Source organism: Pseudomonas sp. H3_A02, from assembly GCF_054671965.1.
Map to the genome: position 1 here is coordinate 5,666,324 of NZ_CP162807.1, position 13,652 is coordinate 5,679,975.

At 60.8% G+C, this 13,652-nt stretch carries 10 protein-coding genes; 6 read left to right on the forward strand and 4 right to left on the reverse strand.

What is annotated here, in order from left to right:
- Positions 1–21: 21 nt before the first annotated feature.
- Positions 22–1,791, reverse strand: a complete 1,770-nt coding sequence (locus tag AB4N80_RS24920; protein ID WP_460079337.1) for an ABC transporter transmembrane domain-containing protein — start codon at positions 1,789–1,791, stop codon at positions 22–24.
- 259 nt (positions 1,792–2,050) lie between these two features.
- Between AB4N80_RS24920 and AB4N80_RS24925 the strand changes: the two genes are divergently transcribed.
- Positions 2,051–2,230, forward strand: coding sequence for a PA1571 family protein (locus tag AB4N80_RS24925; protein WP_122567934.1), 180 nt, complete (start codon positions 2,051–2,053; stop codon positions 2,228–2,230).
- 226 nt (positions 2,231–2,456) lie between these two features.
- On the opposite strand, the gene pdxB is transcribed toward AB4N80_RS24925, so the two are convergent.
- The gene (pdxB, locus tag AB4N80_RS24930) at positions 2,457–3,599 is read right to left on the reverse strand and encodes a 4-phosphoerythronate dehydrogenase PdxB (RefSeq protein ID WP_460079344.1); all 1,143 of its coding nucleotides are present in this window, start codon (positions 3,597–3,599) and stop codon (positions 2,457–2,459) included.
- A 293-nt stretch (positions 3,600–3,892) separates the two neighbouring features.
- Between pdxB and AB4N80_RS24935 the strand changes: the two genes are divergently transcribed.
- On the forward strand, positions 3,893–5,296 hold the full coding sequence (locus tag AB4N80_RS24935) for an MATE family efflux transporter (protein WP_460079347.1): 1,404 nt from the start codon (positions 3,893–3,895) through the stop codon (positions 5,294–5,296).
- Here the strand turns inward: AB4N80_RS24935 and tusA are convergent.
- Together tusA and rlmM are read right to left on the reverse strand one after the other, a co-directional pair.
- Complete coding sequence (tusA, locus tag AB4N80_RS24940) at positions 5,293–5,544, reverse strand: sulfurtransferase TusA (RefSeq protein ID WP_003183455.1); 252 nt, start codon at positions 5,542–5,544, stop codon at positions 5,293–5,295. The genes AB4N80_RS24935 and tusA overlap by 4 nt on opposite strands.
- Positions 5,545–5,733: 189 nt before the next feature.
- The gene (rlmM, locus tag AB4N80_RS24945) at positions 5,734–6,807 is read right to left on the reverse strand and encodes a 23S rRNA (cytidine(2498)-2'-O)-methyltransferase RlmM (RefSeq protein ID WP_122567931.1); all 1,074 of its coding nucleotides are present in this window, start codon (positions 6,805–6,807) and stop codon (positions 5,734–5,736) included.
- 172 nt (positions 6,808–6,979) lie between these two features.
- Between rlmM and acnA the strand changes: the two genes are divergently transcribed.
- The 4 genes from acnA to wecC all read left to right on the forward strand — a co-directional run bounded on the left by acnA (position 6,980) and on the right by wecC (position 13,639).
- The gene (acnA, locus tag AB4N80_RS24950; RefSeq protein ID WP_122567930.1) at positions 6,980–9,721 is read left to right on the forward strand and encodes an aconitate hydratase AcnA; all 2,742 of its coding nucleotides are present in this window, start codon (positions 6,980–6,982) and stop codon (positions 9,719–9,721) included.
- 324 nt (positions 9,722–10,045) lie between these two features.
- A complete protein-coding gene (locus AB4N80_RS24955) occupies positions 10,046–10,837 on the forward strand; it encodes a CPBP family intramembrane glutamic endopeptidase (protein WP_460079351.1) in 792 nt (263 codons plus the stop codon).
- 388 nt (positions 10,838–11,225) lie between these two features.
- A complete protein-coding gene (wecB, locus tag AB4N80_RS24960) occupies positions 11,226–12,380 on the forward strand; it encodes a non-hydrolyzing UDP-N-acetylglucosamine 2-epimerase (RefSeq protein WP_460079354.1) in 1,155 nt (384 codons plus the stop codon).
- Complete coding sequence (gene wecC / locus AB4N80_RS24965; protein ID WP_460079358.1) at positions 12,377–13,639, forward strand: UDP-N-acetyl-D-mannosamine dehydrogenase; 1,263 nt, start codon at positions 12,377–12,379, stop codon at positions 13,637–13,639. The genes wecB and wecC overlap by 4 nt, the downstream gene beginning before the upstream one ends.
- The last annotated feature ends 13 nt before the right edge of the window (positions 13,640–13,652 follow it).

The window sequence follows — 13,652 nt, forward strand, 5'->3', positions numbered from 1 at the left end:
CCAACATGCTGGCATCAGCACTCATCGAACATCCTCAGCCTGCTGATTGAACTGCAACGCCGCCAACCGCGCATACAGGGCATTGCTGGCGACAAGCTCCTGGTGAGTGCCCACGGCAACCACCTTGCCCTGGTCCATCACCGCGATCCGATCGGCGTTTTTCACCGTGGCCAGGCGATGGGCGATCACCAACGTCGTACGGTTTTTCATCAGGCTCGGCAAGGCTTGCTGGATCAGGTGTTCGCTTTGCGCATCGAGGGCGCTGGTGGCTTCGTCGAGCAACAGGATCGGGGCATCCACGAGCAAGGCCCGGGCGATGGCCAGGCGTTGGCGCTGGCCGCCGGATAACCCCAGGCCGCCGTCGCCCAAGTGAGTCTGGTAGCCGTCGGGCATTTTTTCGATGAAGTCATGGGCATAGGCGATCTGCGCGGCCTCGCGCACCTGCTCCGAGGTCGCCTGCGGATTGCCATAGCGAATGTTCTCTTCGACCGTGCCGAAAAACAGCGCCGGGCTTTGTGAAACCAGGGCGAAATGGCGGCGCAGGTCCAGCGGATCGAGCCGGGTCAACGGCACATCGTCGATCAGGATCTGCCCTTGCACGGGATCATAGAAACGCAGCAGCAGGTCGTAGACCGTCGACTTGCCCGCACCGGAAGGTCCGACGAGGGCCAAGGTCTCACCGGCCTTGATACTCAGGTCGAGGCCGTCGACCGCATAACTGTCCGGCCGGGACGGATAGGAAAACCGCACGCCTTCCAGACGCAAATCACCGCGGACCCGGGCCGGCAAGGTCACGAGACCGGAAGCCGGCGCCTGGATGATGTTTTCCGAACGCAACAGCTCGGCAATGCGCTCCGCCGCGCCGGCCGCTCGTTGCAACTCGCCGATCACTTCGCTCAGGGTGCCGAAGGCACTGCCGACGATCAGGCTGTAGAACACGAACGCCGCCAGCTCGCCACCGGAAATCCGCCCGGCGATCACATCCATGCCACCGACCCAGAGCATCACCCCCACCGCCCCCAGCACCAGCACGATCACCAGGGTGATCAACCAGGCCCGCTGGCCGATGCGCTTGCGAGCGGTGTCGAAGGCCTGCTCCACCGTCACGGAAAAACGGTGTTCGTCCTGGACTTGGTGGTTGTAGGCCTGCACGGTCTTGATCTGGCCGAGGGTTTCGGAGACGTAGCTGCCGACGTCGGCAACGCGGTCCTGGCTCTCGCGCGACAAGCTGCGCACTCGACGACCAAAAATCAGGATCGGCGCCAACACCAGCGGCAGGGCAATCACCACGATGCTGGTCAGTTTGGGATTGGTGATGAACAGCAGCACGATGCCGCCCACCACCATCAAGGCGTTGCGCAAAAACAACGACAGCGACGAACCAATCACCGATTGCAGCAAAGTCGTGTCAGTGGTCAACCGTGACTGGATTTCCGAACTGCGGTTGTTTTCGTAGAAACCCGGGTGCAGATACACCAGATGGTTGAAGACCTGCCGCCGGATATCCGCTACCACCCGCTCGCCGATCCAGGACACCAGGTAAAAACGCGCAAACGTACCGATCGCCAACCCCACCACCAGCACCATGAACAGGCCGATGGACTGATTGAGCAAGTGCGGCGAGCGAGTCATGAAGCCCTGGTCCACCAACAAGCGGATGCCTTGGCCCATGGACAAGGTAATGCCGGCGGTGACAATCAAGGCCAGCAAAGCGCCGGCGACCTGTTTGCGATAAGGGGCGATGAAGCCGCTGGCCAGGCGTATGGCACGGCGATGTCGGGAAGAAAGCATCAAAGGCGTCCGATAATGCAGCAGGAAAAAGGCCAGCTCGCGACGCCGAAACGCAGCGCAACCAAGTTTGAATCGCAATGAGTCAGGTTAAATATGACCACTACGACTAGCGGCTAGATGTTATCGGTCTAAAGTCTGGCTGGAAACGCGACTGTGTTTCTGATTGAGTGGAGGTGTCGCCATGAACCTACAAGGAGTGTCATGGCTCGGTCACCTGGCGACATTAAAGTAGACATACAACCTGATGAGGAGACAGGCCATGTCCTTGCAACACAGCAGCGACGACAAGATTCAAGTAATCCGCACGCAACCGGACCAGTCTCTGGGCTGCTCGTTCATCGATGAACAAGGGCGCGAAGTACCGATCACCGAAGACATGATCCGCAAAGCCTGCAGCGAGCTGGAAAAACGACTGGTCAAACCTGCCGAACAACAGTGACACAGCCCGTCTCGATTGAACCCGACCATGATGTCGGGTTTTTTATGCCTGAAAGAACAAGGCTGTCATTGATCTCTGGCTTGGCACTCACTTGTGGCGAGGGGATTTATCCCCGTGGGCTGCGCAGCAGCCCCATTGGTTCAAACTGACACACCGCAATCTTCAGATTTCGGGGCCGCTTCGCGCCCCAGCGGGGATAAATCCCCTCGCCACAAAAAGACGGCGTCTAGACGAGGGTGGCGCCCAACGCCGTGACAATCTGTTGCAAGGCCGTCGACTGCCCTTCGATACGCACCTTCAAACTGTCGATTTCCCGCCGTGGCGGGTAATGCTTGCGCAAGGCATCGAACGCGCGGCGTTGCTCGTCGACGGTGCCCACCAGGCTACGACGCAAATTCGCGTCGTCGCCACGGGGGTCGTACACGCTCCGGCACAGCGCCGCCAAGGCCCAAGCCGGGTCGGTTTCGGCGTCCAGGGTGATGCCACCCAGCCAGGGCCGAGGCAACAGGTCGCTGAGGCTGACTTCAACCGGCCGCTCCAGGAACGCGCACAAGGCCTGGTAGATCTGGGCCGTGCCACGCTGGCGGCCATCGAGGCTGTAACCGGCAATGTGCGGGGTGGCGATCACGCACAAATCGGCCAGGTCCACATCCACGGTAGGCTCCTGCTCCCAGACATCCAGCACCGCTTGCAGGTCTTCGCGCTCCAGCAACACCTCGCGCAGCGCGGCGTTATCGATCACCGGCCCTCGGGCCGCATTGATCAGCCAAGTCCCGGGCTTGAGCTGGTTCAGGCGCGCTTCGTCGAACAAGTGCCAGGTCGGTTGTTCACCGTCGCGGGTCAACGGGGTGTGCAGGCTGATCACATCGCACTGCTCGATGATCTGCTCCAGGCTCACATAGTCGCCGCCCTCGGCAGCCTGACGCGGCGGGTCGCAGACCTTCACGGTCCAGCCCAGCCCCTTGAGCACCTCGATCAACCGCCCGCCCACCTGGCCCGCGCCAACCACGCCGAAGGTCCGCTGCGCCAGCGCCGCACCTTCTATTTCTGCCAGGGTCATCAGGCTGCCCAGCACATAGTCCACCACGCCGCGGGCATTACAGCCGGGTGCGCTGGCCCAGCGGATCCCCGCCTCGGCAAGATAATCCAGGTCCAGGTGGTCGGTACCGATGGTGCAAGTGCCGACGAAGCGCACCTGGCTGCCTTCCAGCAGGGCCCGATTGACCTGACTGACCGAACGCACCAGCAACACATCGGCGCGCTCGACCATCGTCCGGTCAATCCCTCGGCCCGGTACCCGGCGGATTTCGCCAAATCCTTGGAAAAACGCATCAAGCAAGGGGATGTTTTCGTCGGCGACGATCAGCATGGCAGAGCTCCTTTGGCGGGAGGGGCAGTGTAGGCGTTCCGTTGGGCCTGTGCATTACCCGGAGCGAATGATGTTGTGGCGAGGGATTTATGTGGGAGCAAAGCTTACTCGCGATGCAGGCGCCTCGGTTCCTCGGGAGACCACATCAGCTTTATCGCGGGCAAGCCTTGCTCCCACAGGTGCTCGAAAACTGAGAAAGCGATTACAAATCCACAACACAGGTTTTTTCCTGACCACTGCGTCAAAGCGTAGAATTCGCCGCCTTGCGCTTAACCTTTTCGGACGCTTGCCCTGTGAATCCTGTCATCGACACCTCCACCGCCCTCTCCCGCCCGGCCCGGGTTCGTCTGGAACTCAAAAACTTGCTGGCCCTGGCCCTACCGATCATGGTCGCGCAACTGGCAACCACCGCCATGGGCTTTGTCGACGCGGTGATGGCCGGTCGGGTCGGCCCCCGAGACTTGGCGGCCGTGGCTCTGGGCAACTCGATCTGGGTACCGGTGTTCCTGTTGATGACCGGCACGTTGCTGGCGACCACGCCCAAAGTTGCCCAACGCTTCGGCGCCGGTACGTTTGAAGAGATCGGGCCGCTGGTGCGTCAGGCGCTGTGGCTGGCGTTGGTGGTGGGATTGATCGCGACATTGGCGCTGTTCAGCGCCGAGCCGATCCTGCACGTCATGAAAGTCGATCCTGAATTGATCGGCCCGTGCATGGAATACCTGCGGGGCATCGGCACGGGCCTGCCGGCCGTGGCGCTGTATCACGTGCTGCGCTGCTTCAGCGACGGCCTGGGGCGCACGCGACCGGCGATGGTGCTGGGGCTGTGCGGGCTGGCGCTGAACATTCCGCTCAATTACATCTTCATTTACGGACACTTGGGCGTGCCCGCCATGGGCGGCGTCGGTTGCGGCTGGGCCACGGCCATCGTGATGTGGGTCATGGCCCTGGGCATGGCCGGTTGGGCGCTGTGGGCACCGGCCTATCAATCGAGTCGGTTGTTCGGCCGTTTCGACTGGCCGCAATGGGCGGTCATCAAGCGCCTACTGGGCATCGGCTTGCCGATTGGCATCGCGGTGTTCGCCGAGTCGAGTATTTTCGCGGTGATCGCCCTGTTGATCGGCAGCCTCGGTGCCACGGTGGTGGCCGGGCACCAGATCGCGCTGAACTTCAGCTCCCTGGTGTTCATGATCCCCTATTCCCTGGGCATGGCCGTCACGGTGCGGGTCGGCCAGGCCCTGGGCCGTCGTCAGCCTCGCGAAGCGCGCTTCGCCGCTGGCGTGGGCATGGGCACGGCCCTGGCCTACGCCTGCCTCTCGGCAAGCCTGATGTTCGCGCTGCGCGGGCCTATCGCGGCGATCTATACCGCCGATCCGGTGGTGATCGAAGTGGCGTCGATGCTGATCGTCTACGCGGCGCTGTTCCAGTTTTCCGATGCGATCCAGGTCACGGCGGCAGGCGCATTGCGCGGCTACCAGGACACCCGGGTGACGATGATCCTGACCCTGTTCGCCTACTGGGGGATCGGCCTGCCGGTGGGTTACGCCCTGGGCCTGACCGACTGGCTCGGCGCGGCCAGCGGCCCGAGTGGATTGTGGCAAGGCTTGATCGTGGGCTTGAGCTGCGCGGCGCTGATGTTGTCGATCCGTCTGACACGCAGCGCGCGCAAGCAGATCCGCCTCAGCCGCTCGATGGATTAAGCGAGCTTCTTGCGAATCCAGTAGAGGTAGGTGCCCGCCTCTTCCTGCTGGGCCACCAGTTCGTGGTCCAGGAACACGCAAAACTTGGGAATATCGCGGCGGGTCGAGGGGTCGGTGGCGATGACTTTCAGCAGGCCGCCGGGGGCCAGGTCACGGATGTGCTGGTGCAGCATCATCACCGGTTCCGGGCAATTGAGGCCCGTGGCATCCAGCGTGCCGTCGACCGGCGTGTCGTTCATTTCACTCATGTTCTACTCCTGAAACTGGCCGGCATTGTCGCGCAATGTCGGCGTTCGGTCACCCCTGGCTTAACGCCGCCCCTTGTGGGAGCGAGCTTGCTCGCGATGGCGTCGGCACATTCAGCATTGATGCAAGCTGCCCCACCTTCATCGCGAGCAAGCTCGCTCCCACAGGGAGAATTCATTGCCCTTAGAGAGCTAGCGGGACTTGGGCTTTTTGGTATCCAGCCGCCGCAGGTGGCACGTCACTTCCTCGCGGTCGTGGTACAGCTGCTTGCAACCGATCTCGACCTTGATGCCCCGGGCCTTGAACCCCTCGGCGATGCGTTCGAGCAGGCGTTTGACCTCGGCATAACGCTGTTTCATCGGCAGCTTGAGGTTGACCACGGCTTCGCGGCAATGGCCCTCGCCAATCCACTCTTCCAGCATCGCCGCGTTGCGCGCGGGCTTTTCGACGATGTCGCAGACCATCCAGTCCACCGGCTGCTTGGGCTTGAACGTGAAGCCGTCCGCCATCAGGTGCTGCACCAGACCAGTGTCCATCAGGCTTTCGGCCATCGGGCCGTTGTCGATGGCCGTCACCAACATGCCCCGGTTGACCAGTTGCCAGGTCCAGCCGCCTGGCGCGGCACCGAGGTCCACGCCGGTCATGTCACTGTGCAGGCGCTCGTCCCACTGGTCCCGGGGGATGAAATGGTGCCAGGCTTCTTCGAGCTTGAGTGTGGAGCGACTCGGTGCTTCCCGGGGAAACTTCAGACGCGGGATGCCCATCGGCCACATCGCCGAATTATCCGCGTCCGCCAGGCCCAGGAACACTTCACGGCCACTCTTGAACGTCAGCAGCAGACGCGGCTTGCGCGGATCGTCCACCAGCTTGCCGGCCCCGCTCAGCGCCTTGCGCAGCGGGCCTTCGAATTTCTTGCAGAAGTTCGACAGTTCCTTGCCGTCGTTGGTATCGACCACTTCCAGCCACAGGCTGCCGCAAGCTGGGAATGCCGTCATGTGAGCCAGGATGACGCTGATACGGTCGGTTTCCGGTAACTCGATGAACGTGCCACGGGCCCACTGGCGCGGAAAAATCAGCTCGGCAAAACGCTGCCCACGCATCAGCCGCTCGGCGCCATCCTCTTCAGTACAGACAAATTCGGCGCAGGCACTGGCCGGTTTGGCCTTGGCGTAGCCGGCCACGTTGAGGCGTGCGGCGTGTTCGGCGATCTCGGAACAGACCTCGCCTTCGAAGCCCGGCCGGCAGTGCATAAAAAGCGTGTTCATTGAAACTCCGTAGCAAAGCCTGTCACGAAAACCGCCGCATGATAGCGGAGTTCGGAACCGCGAACCTTGCAATAGAGTCCAGTGATTAGTCATACGCTCAAAACAGGGCTAGGTTAAAGGCTCTGTCCGTCCCCTCAGTCCGTAGCCGTGCGGACTCAAAGGAGTGATTTCAATGCCGTCCCTCGATAGCCTGAAAACCCTTAAAACACTGCAAGTCGACGCCAGGACCTACCACTACTTCAGCCTGCCGGATGCCGCCCGAAGCCTGGGTGACCTCGACAAACTGCCCATGTCCTTGAAGGTGCTGCTGGAAAACCTGCTGCGCTGGGAAGATGAAAAAACCGTCACCGGCGCCGACCTCAAGGCCCTCGCCGGGTGGCTCAAGGAGCGCCGCTCCGACCGCGAGATTCAATACCGCCCGGCACGGGTGCTGATGCAGGATTTCACCGGCGTCCCCGCCGTGGTCGATCTGGCCGCCATGCGCGCCGCCGTGGAAAAGGCCGGCGGCGATCCCCAGCGGATCAACCCGTTGTCGCCGGTGGACCTGGTAATCGACCATTCGGTGATGGTGGACAAGTTCGCCAGCAGCCAGGCGTTCGAGCAGAACGTGGACATCGAAATGCAGCGCAACGGCGAACGCTATGCCTTCCTGCGTTGGGGCCAGAGCGCCTTCGCCAATTTCAGCGTGGTGCCGCCGGGCACCGGCATCTGCCACCAGGTCAACCTTGAATACCTGGGCCGCACCGTGTGGACCAAAGAAGAGGACGGCCGCACCTACGCCTTCCCTGACACCCTGGTGGGCACCGACTCCCACACCACCATGATCAACGGCCTCGGCGTACTGGGCTGGGGTGTTGGCGGGATCGAAGCGGAAGCGGCGATGCTCGGCCAGCCGGTGTCGATGCTGATTCCCGAGGTCATCGGTTTCAAACTCATCGGCAAGCTGCGAGAAGGCATCACCGCCACCGACCTGGTGCTGACCGTCACGCAGATGCTGCGCAAGAAAGGGGTGGTGGGCAAATTCGTCGAGTTCTATGGCGACGGTCTGGCCGACCTGCCCCTCGCCGACCGCGCCACCATCGCCAACATGGCCCCGGAATACGGCGCCACCTGCGGGTTCTTCCCGGTGGACGACGTGACCTTGGATTACCTGCGCCTGTCCGGGCGTCCGGCAGAAACCGTGAAACTGGTGGAGGCCTATTGCAAAGCCCAGGGCCTGTGGCGCCTGCCCGGCCAGGAACCGGTGTTCACCGATACGCTGGAATTGGACATGGGCAGCGTCGAGGCCAGCCTTGCCGGGCCCAAGCGCCCTCAGGACCGGGTCTCGCTGCCGAATGTCGGCCAGGCTTTCAGCGACTTCCTGGGGTTGCAGGTCAAACCCACCAGCAAAGAAGAAGGTCGCCTGGAAAGTGAAGGCGGCGGTGGCGTCGCGGTGGGCAATGCCGACCAGGTGGGCGAAGCCGAGTACGAATACGAAGGCCACACCCATCGCCTGAAAAACGGCGCGGTGGTGATTGCCGCCATCACCTCGTGCACCAACACCTCCAACCCCAGCGTGATGATGGCCGCCGGGCTGCTGGCGAAAAAAGCCGTGGAAAAAGGCCTGCTCCGCAAGCCTTGGGTCAAGAGTTCCCTGGCGCCTGGCTCCAAGGTGGTCACCGACTACTACAACGCGGCCGGCCTGACCGAGTACCTGGATAAACTCGGTTTCGACTTGGTGGGCTATGGCTGCACCACCTGCATCGGCAACTCCGGGCCGTTGCCGGACCCCATCGAAAAAGCCATCCAGAAAGCCGACCTGACCGTGGCCTCGGTATTGTCGGGCAACCGCAACTTCGAAGGCCGGGTGCATCCACTGGTGAAGACCAACTGGCTGGCCTCGCCGCCGCTGGTAGTTGCCTATGCCCTGGCCGGCACGGTGCGCATCGACATCAGCAGCGAGCCGCTGGGCAACGACCGGGACGGCAAGCCGGTGTACCTGCGGGACATCTGGCCCAGCAGCCAGGAAGTGGCCGCCGCCGTGGCTCAGGTCAACACCAGCATGTTCCACAAGGAATACGCCGCCGTGTTTGCCGGTGACGAGCAATGGCAGGCCATCGAAGTGCCGCAAGCGGCGACTTACGTCTGGCAGGATGACTCGACCTACATCCAACACCCGCCGTTCTTCGACGACATCGGCGGGCCGCCACCGGCCGTCAGGAACGTCGAGGGCGCCCGGGTCCTGGCCCTGCTGGGAGACTCGGTGACCACCGACCACATCTCCCCGGCCGGCAACATCAAGGCCGACAGCCCGGCCGGTCGCTACCTGCGCGAACAAGGCGTGGAGCCACGGGACTTCAACTCCTATGGCTCCAGACGTGGTAACCACCAGGTGATGATGCGCGGCACCTTCGCCAATATCCGCATTCGCAACGAAATGCTCGACGGCGAGGAAGGCGGCAACACGATCTACATCCCCAGCGGCGAACGCATGCCGATCTACGATGCCGCCATGCTGTACCAGGCCACGGGCACGCCCCTGGTGGTGATCGCCGGCCAGGAGTATGGCACCGGGTCGAGCCGGGACTGGGCGGCCAAGGGCACCAACCTGCTGGGGGTCAAAGCGGTGATCGCCGAAAGCTTCGAGCGCATCCATCGCTCCAACCTGGTGGGCATGGGCGTGCTGCCGCTGCAGTTCAAGCTAGACCAGAATCGCAAGCGCCTGAACCTCACAGGCAAGGAAACCTTGGACATCCTGGGACTCAATGACGTCGAACTGACGCCGCGCATGAACCTGCCCCTGGTCATCACCCGGGAGGACGGCAGCCAGGAGCGAATCGAAGTGTTGTGCCGGATCGATACCTTGAATGAAGTGGAGTATTTCAAGGCCGGTGGGATTCTTCATTATGTCTTGCGACAATTGATCGCCGCGTGAAAAGACCGCCTCGATGGCGAATACGAGCCTAGGCAAATACCTGTGGGAGCGAGCTTGCTCGCGATAGCGGTGGATCACTCAACATCAATGTTGGCTGGCAAGCCCCTATCGCGAGCAAGCTCGCTCCCACATTATTTAACAGGCGCCGTTTTTGTATGAGCCCGCCTATAATCCCGCCGGCACTCACGCAACCGCGTCAGCCAACTGCTTGCCCCTCCTGCGCATGAATCTGCATGGACACAAATGTGCTCTTTGCGCGACACGGTGGCGTCGAAGACCCGACGGCCGCCCTCGCCCAGAGTTTTCCCGCTAAAAGGATGTTGTATGCCCGCTTTACCCTGGCTCCACCTGGCCCTTCTTTCCACAGGCTACGGCCTGGCGCTGGTCTATGGCCAGTTGACCTGGACCGCGCTCATCTCGGTCGCGCTGCTGCTGTTCGCCGGGTATGCGGTTCGCCAGCAACAAACGCCGGTTGGCCAGTTTCTCGGGCACGCCCTGTTTCTGGTCATGGCACTGGCACTGGCCCTGCACTGGATGCCTGGTTTTTTCAACGGACGGGTAATCGCGCCGCAACGCTTGACCGATGACGCCGTGCCGTTTGCCATGTACCTGAACCAGGACAAGCCGCTGATCGGCTTCTGGCTGTTGCTGGCCTGCCCCTGGATCGTCAGCCGACGCTCATGGCGCCTGTCGGTCCAGGCCACGGCCCTTGGCCTGACGTTGAGCGCCGTGCTGGCCCTCGGCGGGGCCGTGCTGCTGGGCATGATCCAGTGGGCGCCGAAGTGGCCGGATCACGCCGGGGTGTGGATCCTTAATAATCTTTTATTGGTAACGCTCGTGGAGGAAGCGCTGTTTCGTGGCTACATTCAAGGGGGCTTGAGTCGGCGCTTCAAACATTTGGCCCAGGGCGACAACCTGGCGCTGCTCCTGGCCTCGCTGCTGTTCGGCCTGGTGCATGCCGGTGCCGGCTGGCAATGGGTGTTGCTGTCGGGCCTGGCGGGGGCCGGTTACGGCCTGGCGTATCGATTTGGTGGCCTTGGCGCGGCGATTGCCACCCATTTCGGCCTCAATCTGCTTCACTTCGCCTTATTTACCTATCCGATGCTGGCGGGATGAAGAGGTCGAAGAATCAGCTCCACTTCAGCAGCCAGCGAACATCACGGCCAGTCCGGCTCTCTGATGAAAAAATCAATAACAAACTCTGAACACCACCAATATGTCAAGTGACATAATGTGAAATTTAGTGGATGGCACAAGGCCTGAAATGTTATTCTTCGGGCCCTCTGAATTTTCCCACCCTCAACGGGGAAATTCCTAGGGTAATTGGAGAATCGTTATGGCCACGGAATGCGCTGAAGCCACACCTCCCATCACGGCAAATGCACCGTAGCGTGTTTGCGGCGCACCGTAGTCGCTTGTCTACCTTTGTAATGGATACCGTCGCTCACCAAAGCGTCACATCCTGACATCGGTTCACCGTGTATCTGTCAAGAAGTGTTCAACTATGCCCCTCAAGACCCTGTCTATTTTCGGAACCCGGCCCGAAGCCATAAAAATGGCTCCCTTGGTACTCCAGCTGGCGACCGATAGTCGTTTCGACTCTAAAGTCTGTGTCACCGCTCAGCATCGCGAGATGCTCGATCAGGTTCTTGATCTATTTGATCTGACGCCGGATTTTGACCTGAACCTCATGAAATCCGGGCAGACGTTGACAGACGTGACGACCGCGATCATTCAGGGTCTCAAACCCGTCCTTGAAGCATTCAAGCCCGATGTGGTCCTTGTTCACGGGGACACGGCGACGACTTTCGCCGCCAGCCTCGCTGCCTATTACCAGCAGATCCCGATTGCCCACGTCGAGGCGGGCTTGCGCACTAACGATCTTTATTCACCCTGGCCGGAAGAAGGAAATCGACGCCTGACGGGCAGCCTGGCGAAGCTTCACTTCGCGCCCACTGAGACCTCGCGTCAAAACCTGCTAAAGGAAGGAGTTGCCTCCTCGGCCATTTCCGTTACCGGCAATACGGTGATTGATGCATTGCTCAGCGTGGTCGAGCGCCTGAACAGTCCGGCCTCAGCACTGCAAACGCAGTTTGATGAGCAATTTGCGTTTTTGCCCCGAGACAACCGCATGGTTTTGATCACAGGGCATCGGCGTGAAAACTTCGGTGGCGGCTTCGAGCGTATTTGCCAGGCGCTGGCTAACACAGCCCGGAAATTTTCTGATGTCGAGTTTGTCTATCCCGTGCATTTGAACCCCAACGTTCGCGAACCCGTGCAACGGCTACTGGCAGACATCGGCAATGTGCATCTGATCGAACCTCTGGATTATCTGCCGTTCGTGTATCTGATGACCCGCTCGTACCTAATCCTCACTGACTCTGGAGGCATCCAGGAAGAAGCACCCGCGCTGGGCAAGCCCGTCCTGGTCATGCGTGACACCACCGAGCGCCCCGAAGCCGTGGATGCAGGCACGGTCAAGCTGGTAGGAACTGAAGTCGAATCCATTACGCATCAGCTCAGCGAATTGCTGAGCAATGAAGCGGCATACCAACAAATGAGCTTCGCTCACAACCCCTACGGCGACGGCACGGCATGTGCCCAGATTCGTGAGGCCCTGATGGTTCTGGTCGATCAACAAAACGAGACTGCTGCATGAATTTTCCACGAGTGTCTGTCATTGGACTCGGCTATATCGGCCTGCCTACAGCGGCAATCTTTGCCTCGCGCAAGAAGCAAGTGATTGGTGTGGATGTCAATAAGCGCGCGGTGGATATTATCAACTGCGGCGAGATTCATATTGTCGAACCCGAACTGGACATGCTGGTTCACGCAGCGGTCACCGAAGGCTATCTGCGGGCGACTACCGTCCCCGAGCCCGCCGATGCGTTTTTGATTGCCGTACCGACTCCGTTCAAGGAAAACCACGAGCCGGACCTGGGTTACATCGAGGCAGCCAGCAAATCGATTGCCAAGGTCCTGAAGAAAAACGACCTGGTTATCCTAGAGTCGACGTCCCCGGTAGGGGCGACCGAGCGCATGGCCGAGTGGCTTGCCGAAGCACGCCCGGACCTGACCTTTCCGACCACTCACGGTGAAAGTTCCGATATTCGCATCGCCCATTGCCCCGAACGCGTGCTGCCCGGCCACGTTCTGCGGGAACTGGTTGCCAATGATCGTATCATCGGTGGTATGACGCCCAAATGTTCGCAAGCCGCTGTGCTCCTCTACCAGACCTTTGTCGAAGGCGAATGCATCATCACCGACACTCGTACGGCCGAGATGTGCAAGCTCACCGAGAACAGCTTTCGTGACGTCAATATCGCATTCGCCAATGAACTGTCGATGATCTGCGCCGAACTGAAGATCAACCCATGGGAATTGATTCGCCTGGCCAATCACCATCCTCGAGTCAACATTCTGCAGCCTGGCCCCGGCGTGGGTGGTCACTGCATTGCCGTCGATCCATGGTTTATCGTCAGCAAGACGCCTGAGCTGGCACGCCTGATCCGCAGTGCCCGCGAAGTCAATGACCAGAAGCCGTTGTGGGTTATTCAACAAGTGAAGCTCGCCGTGGCGGACTACTTGCTCCGCCATCCGGAAAAATCCGCTCGCGACATTCGTATCGCTTGTTATGGTCTGGCATTCAAACCGGACATTGACGATTTGCGGGAAAGTCCGTCTCTCAACATCGCTCGGCAGTTAGGCGATGATCTGGGGGTCGGCTTGCTGTTAATCGAACCCAACATTGAAGAATTGCCCGAAGGCTTGACCCAGCACCAACTGGTGGATATCGCTCACGCGCTGGACAGTGCTCATGTCCATGTGTTGCTGGTCAAGCATCGTGAATTCACAACCATGTTCAAGATGCCTGATGACGCCATCGTGATTGATGCAGCTGGCGTGTTTGCAGCCTGAGAAGAGAATTGAA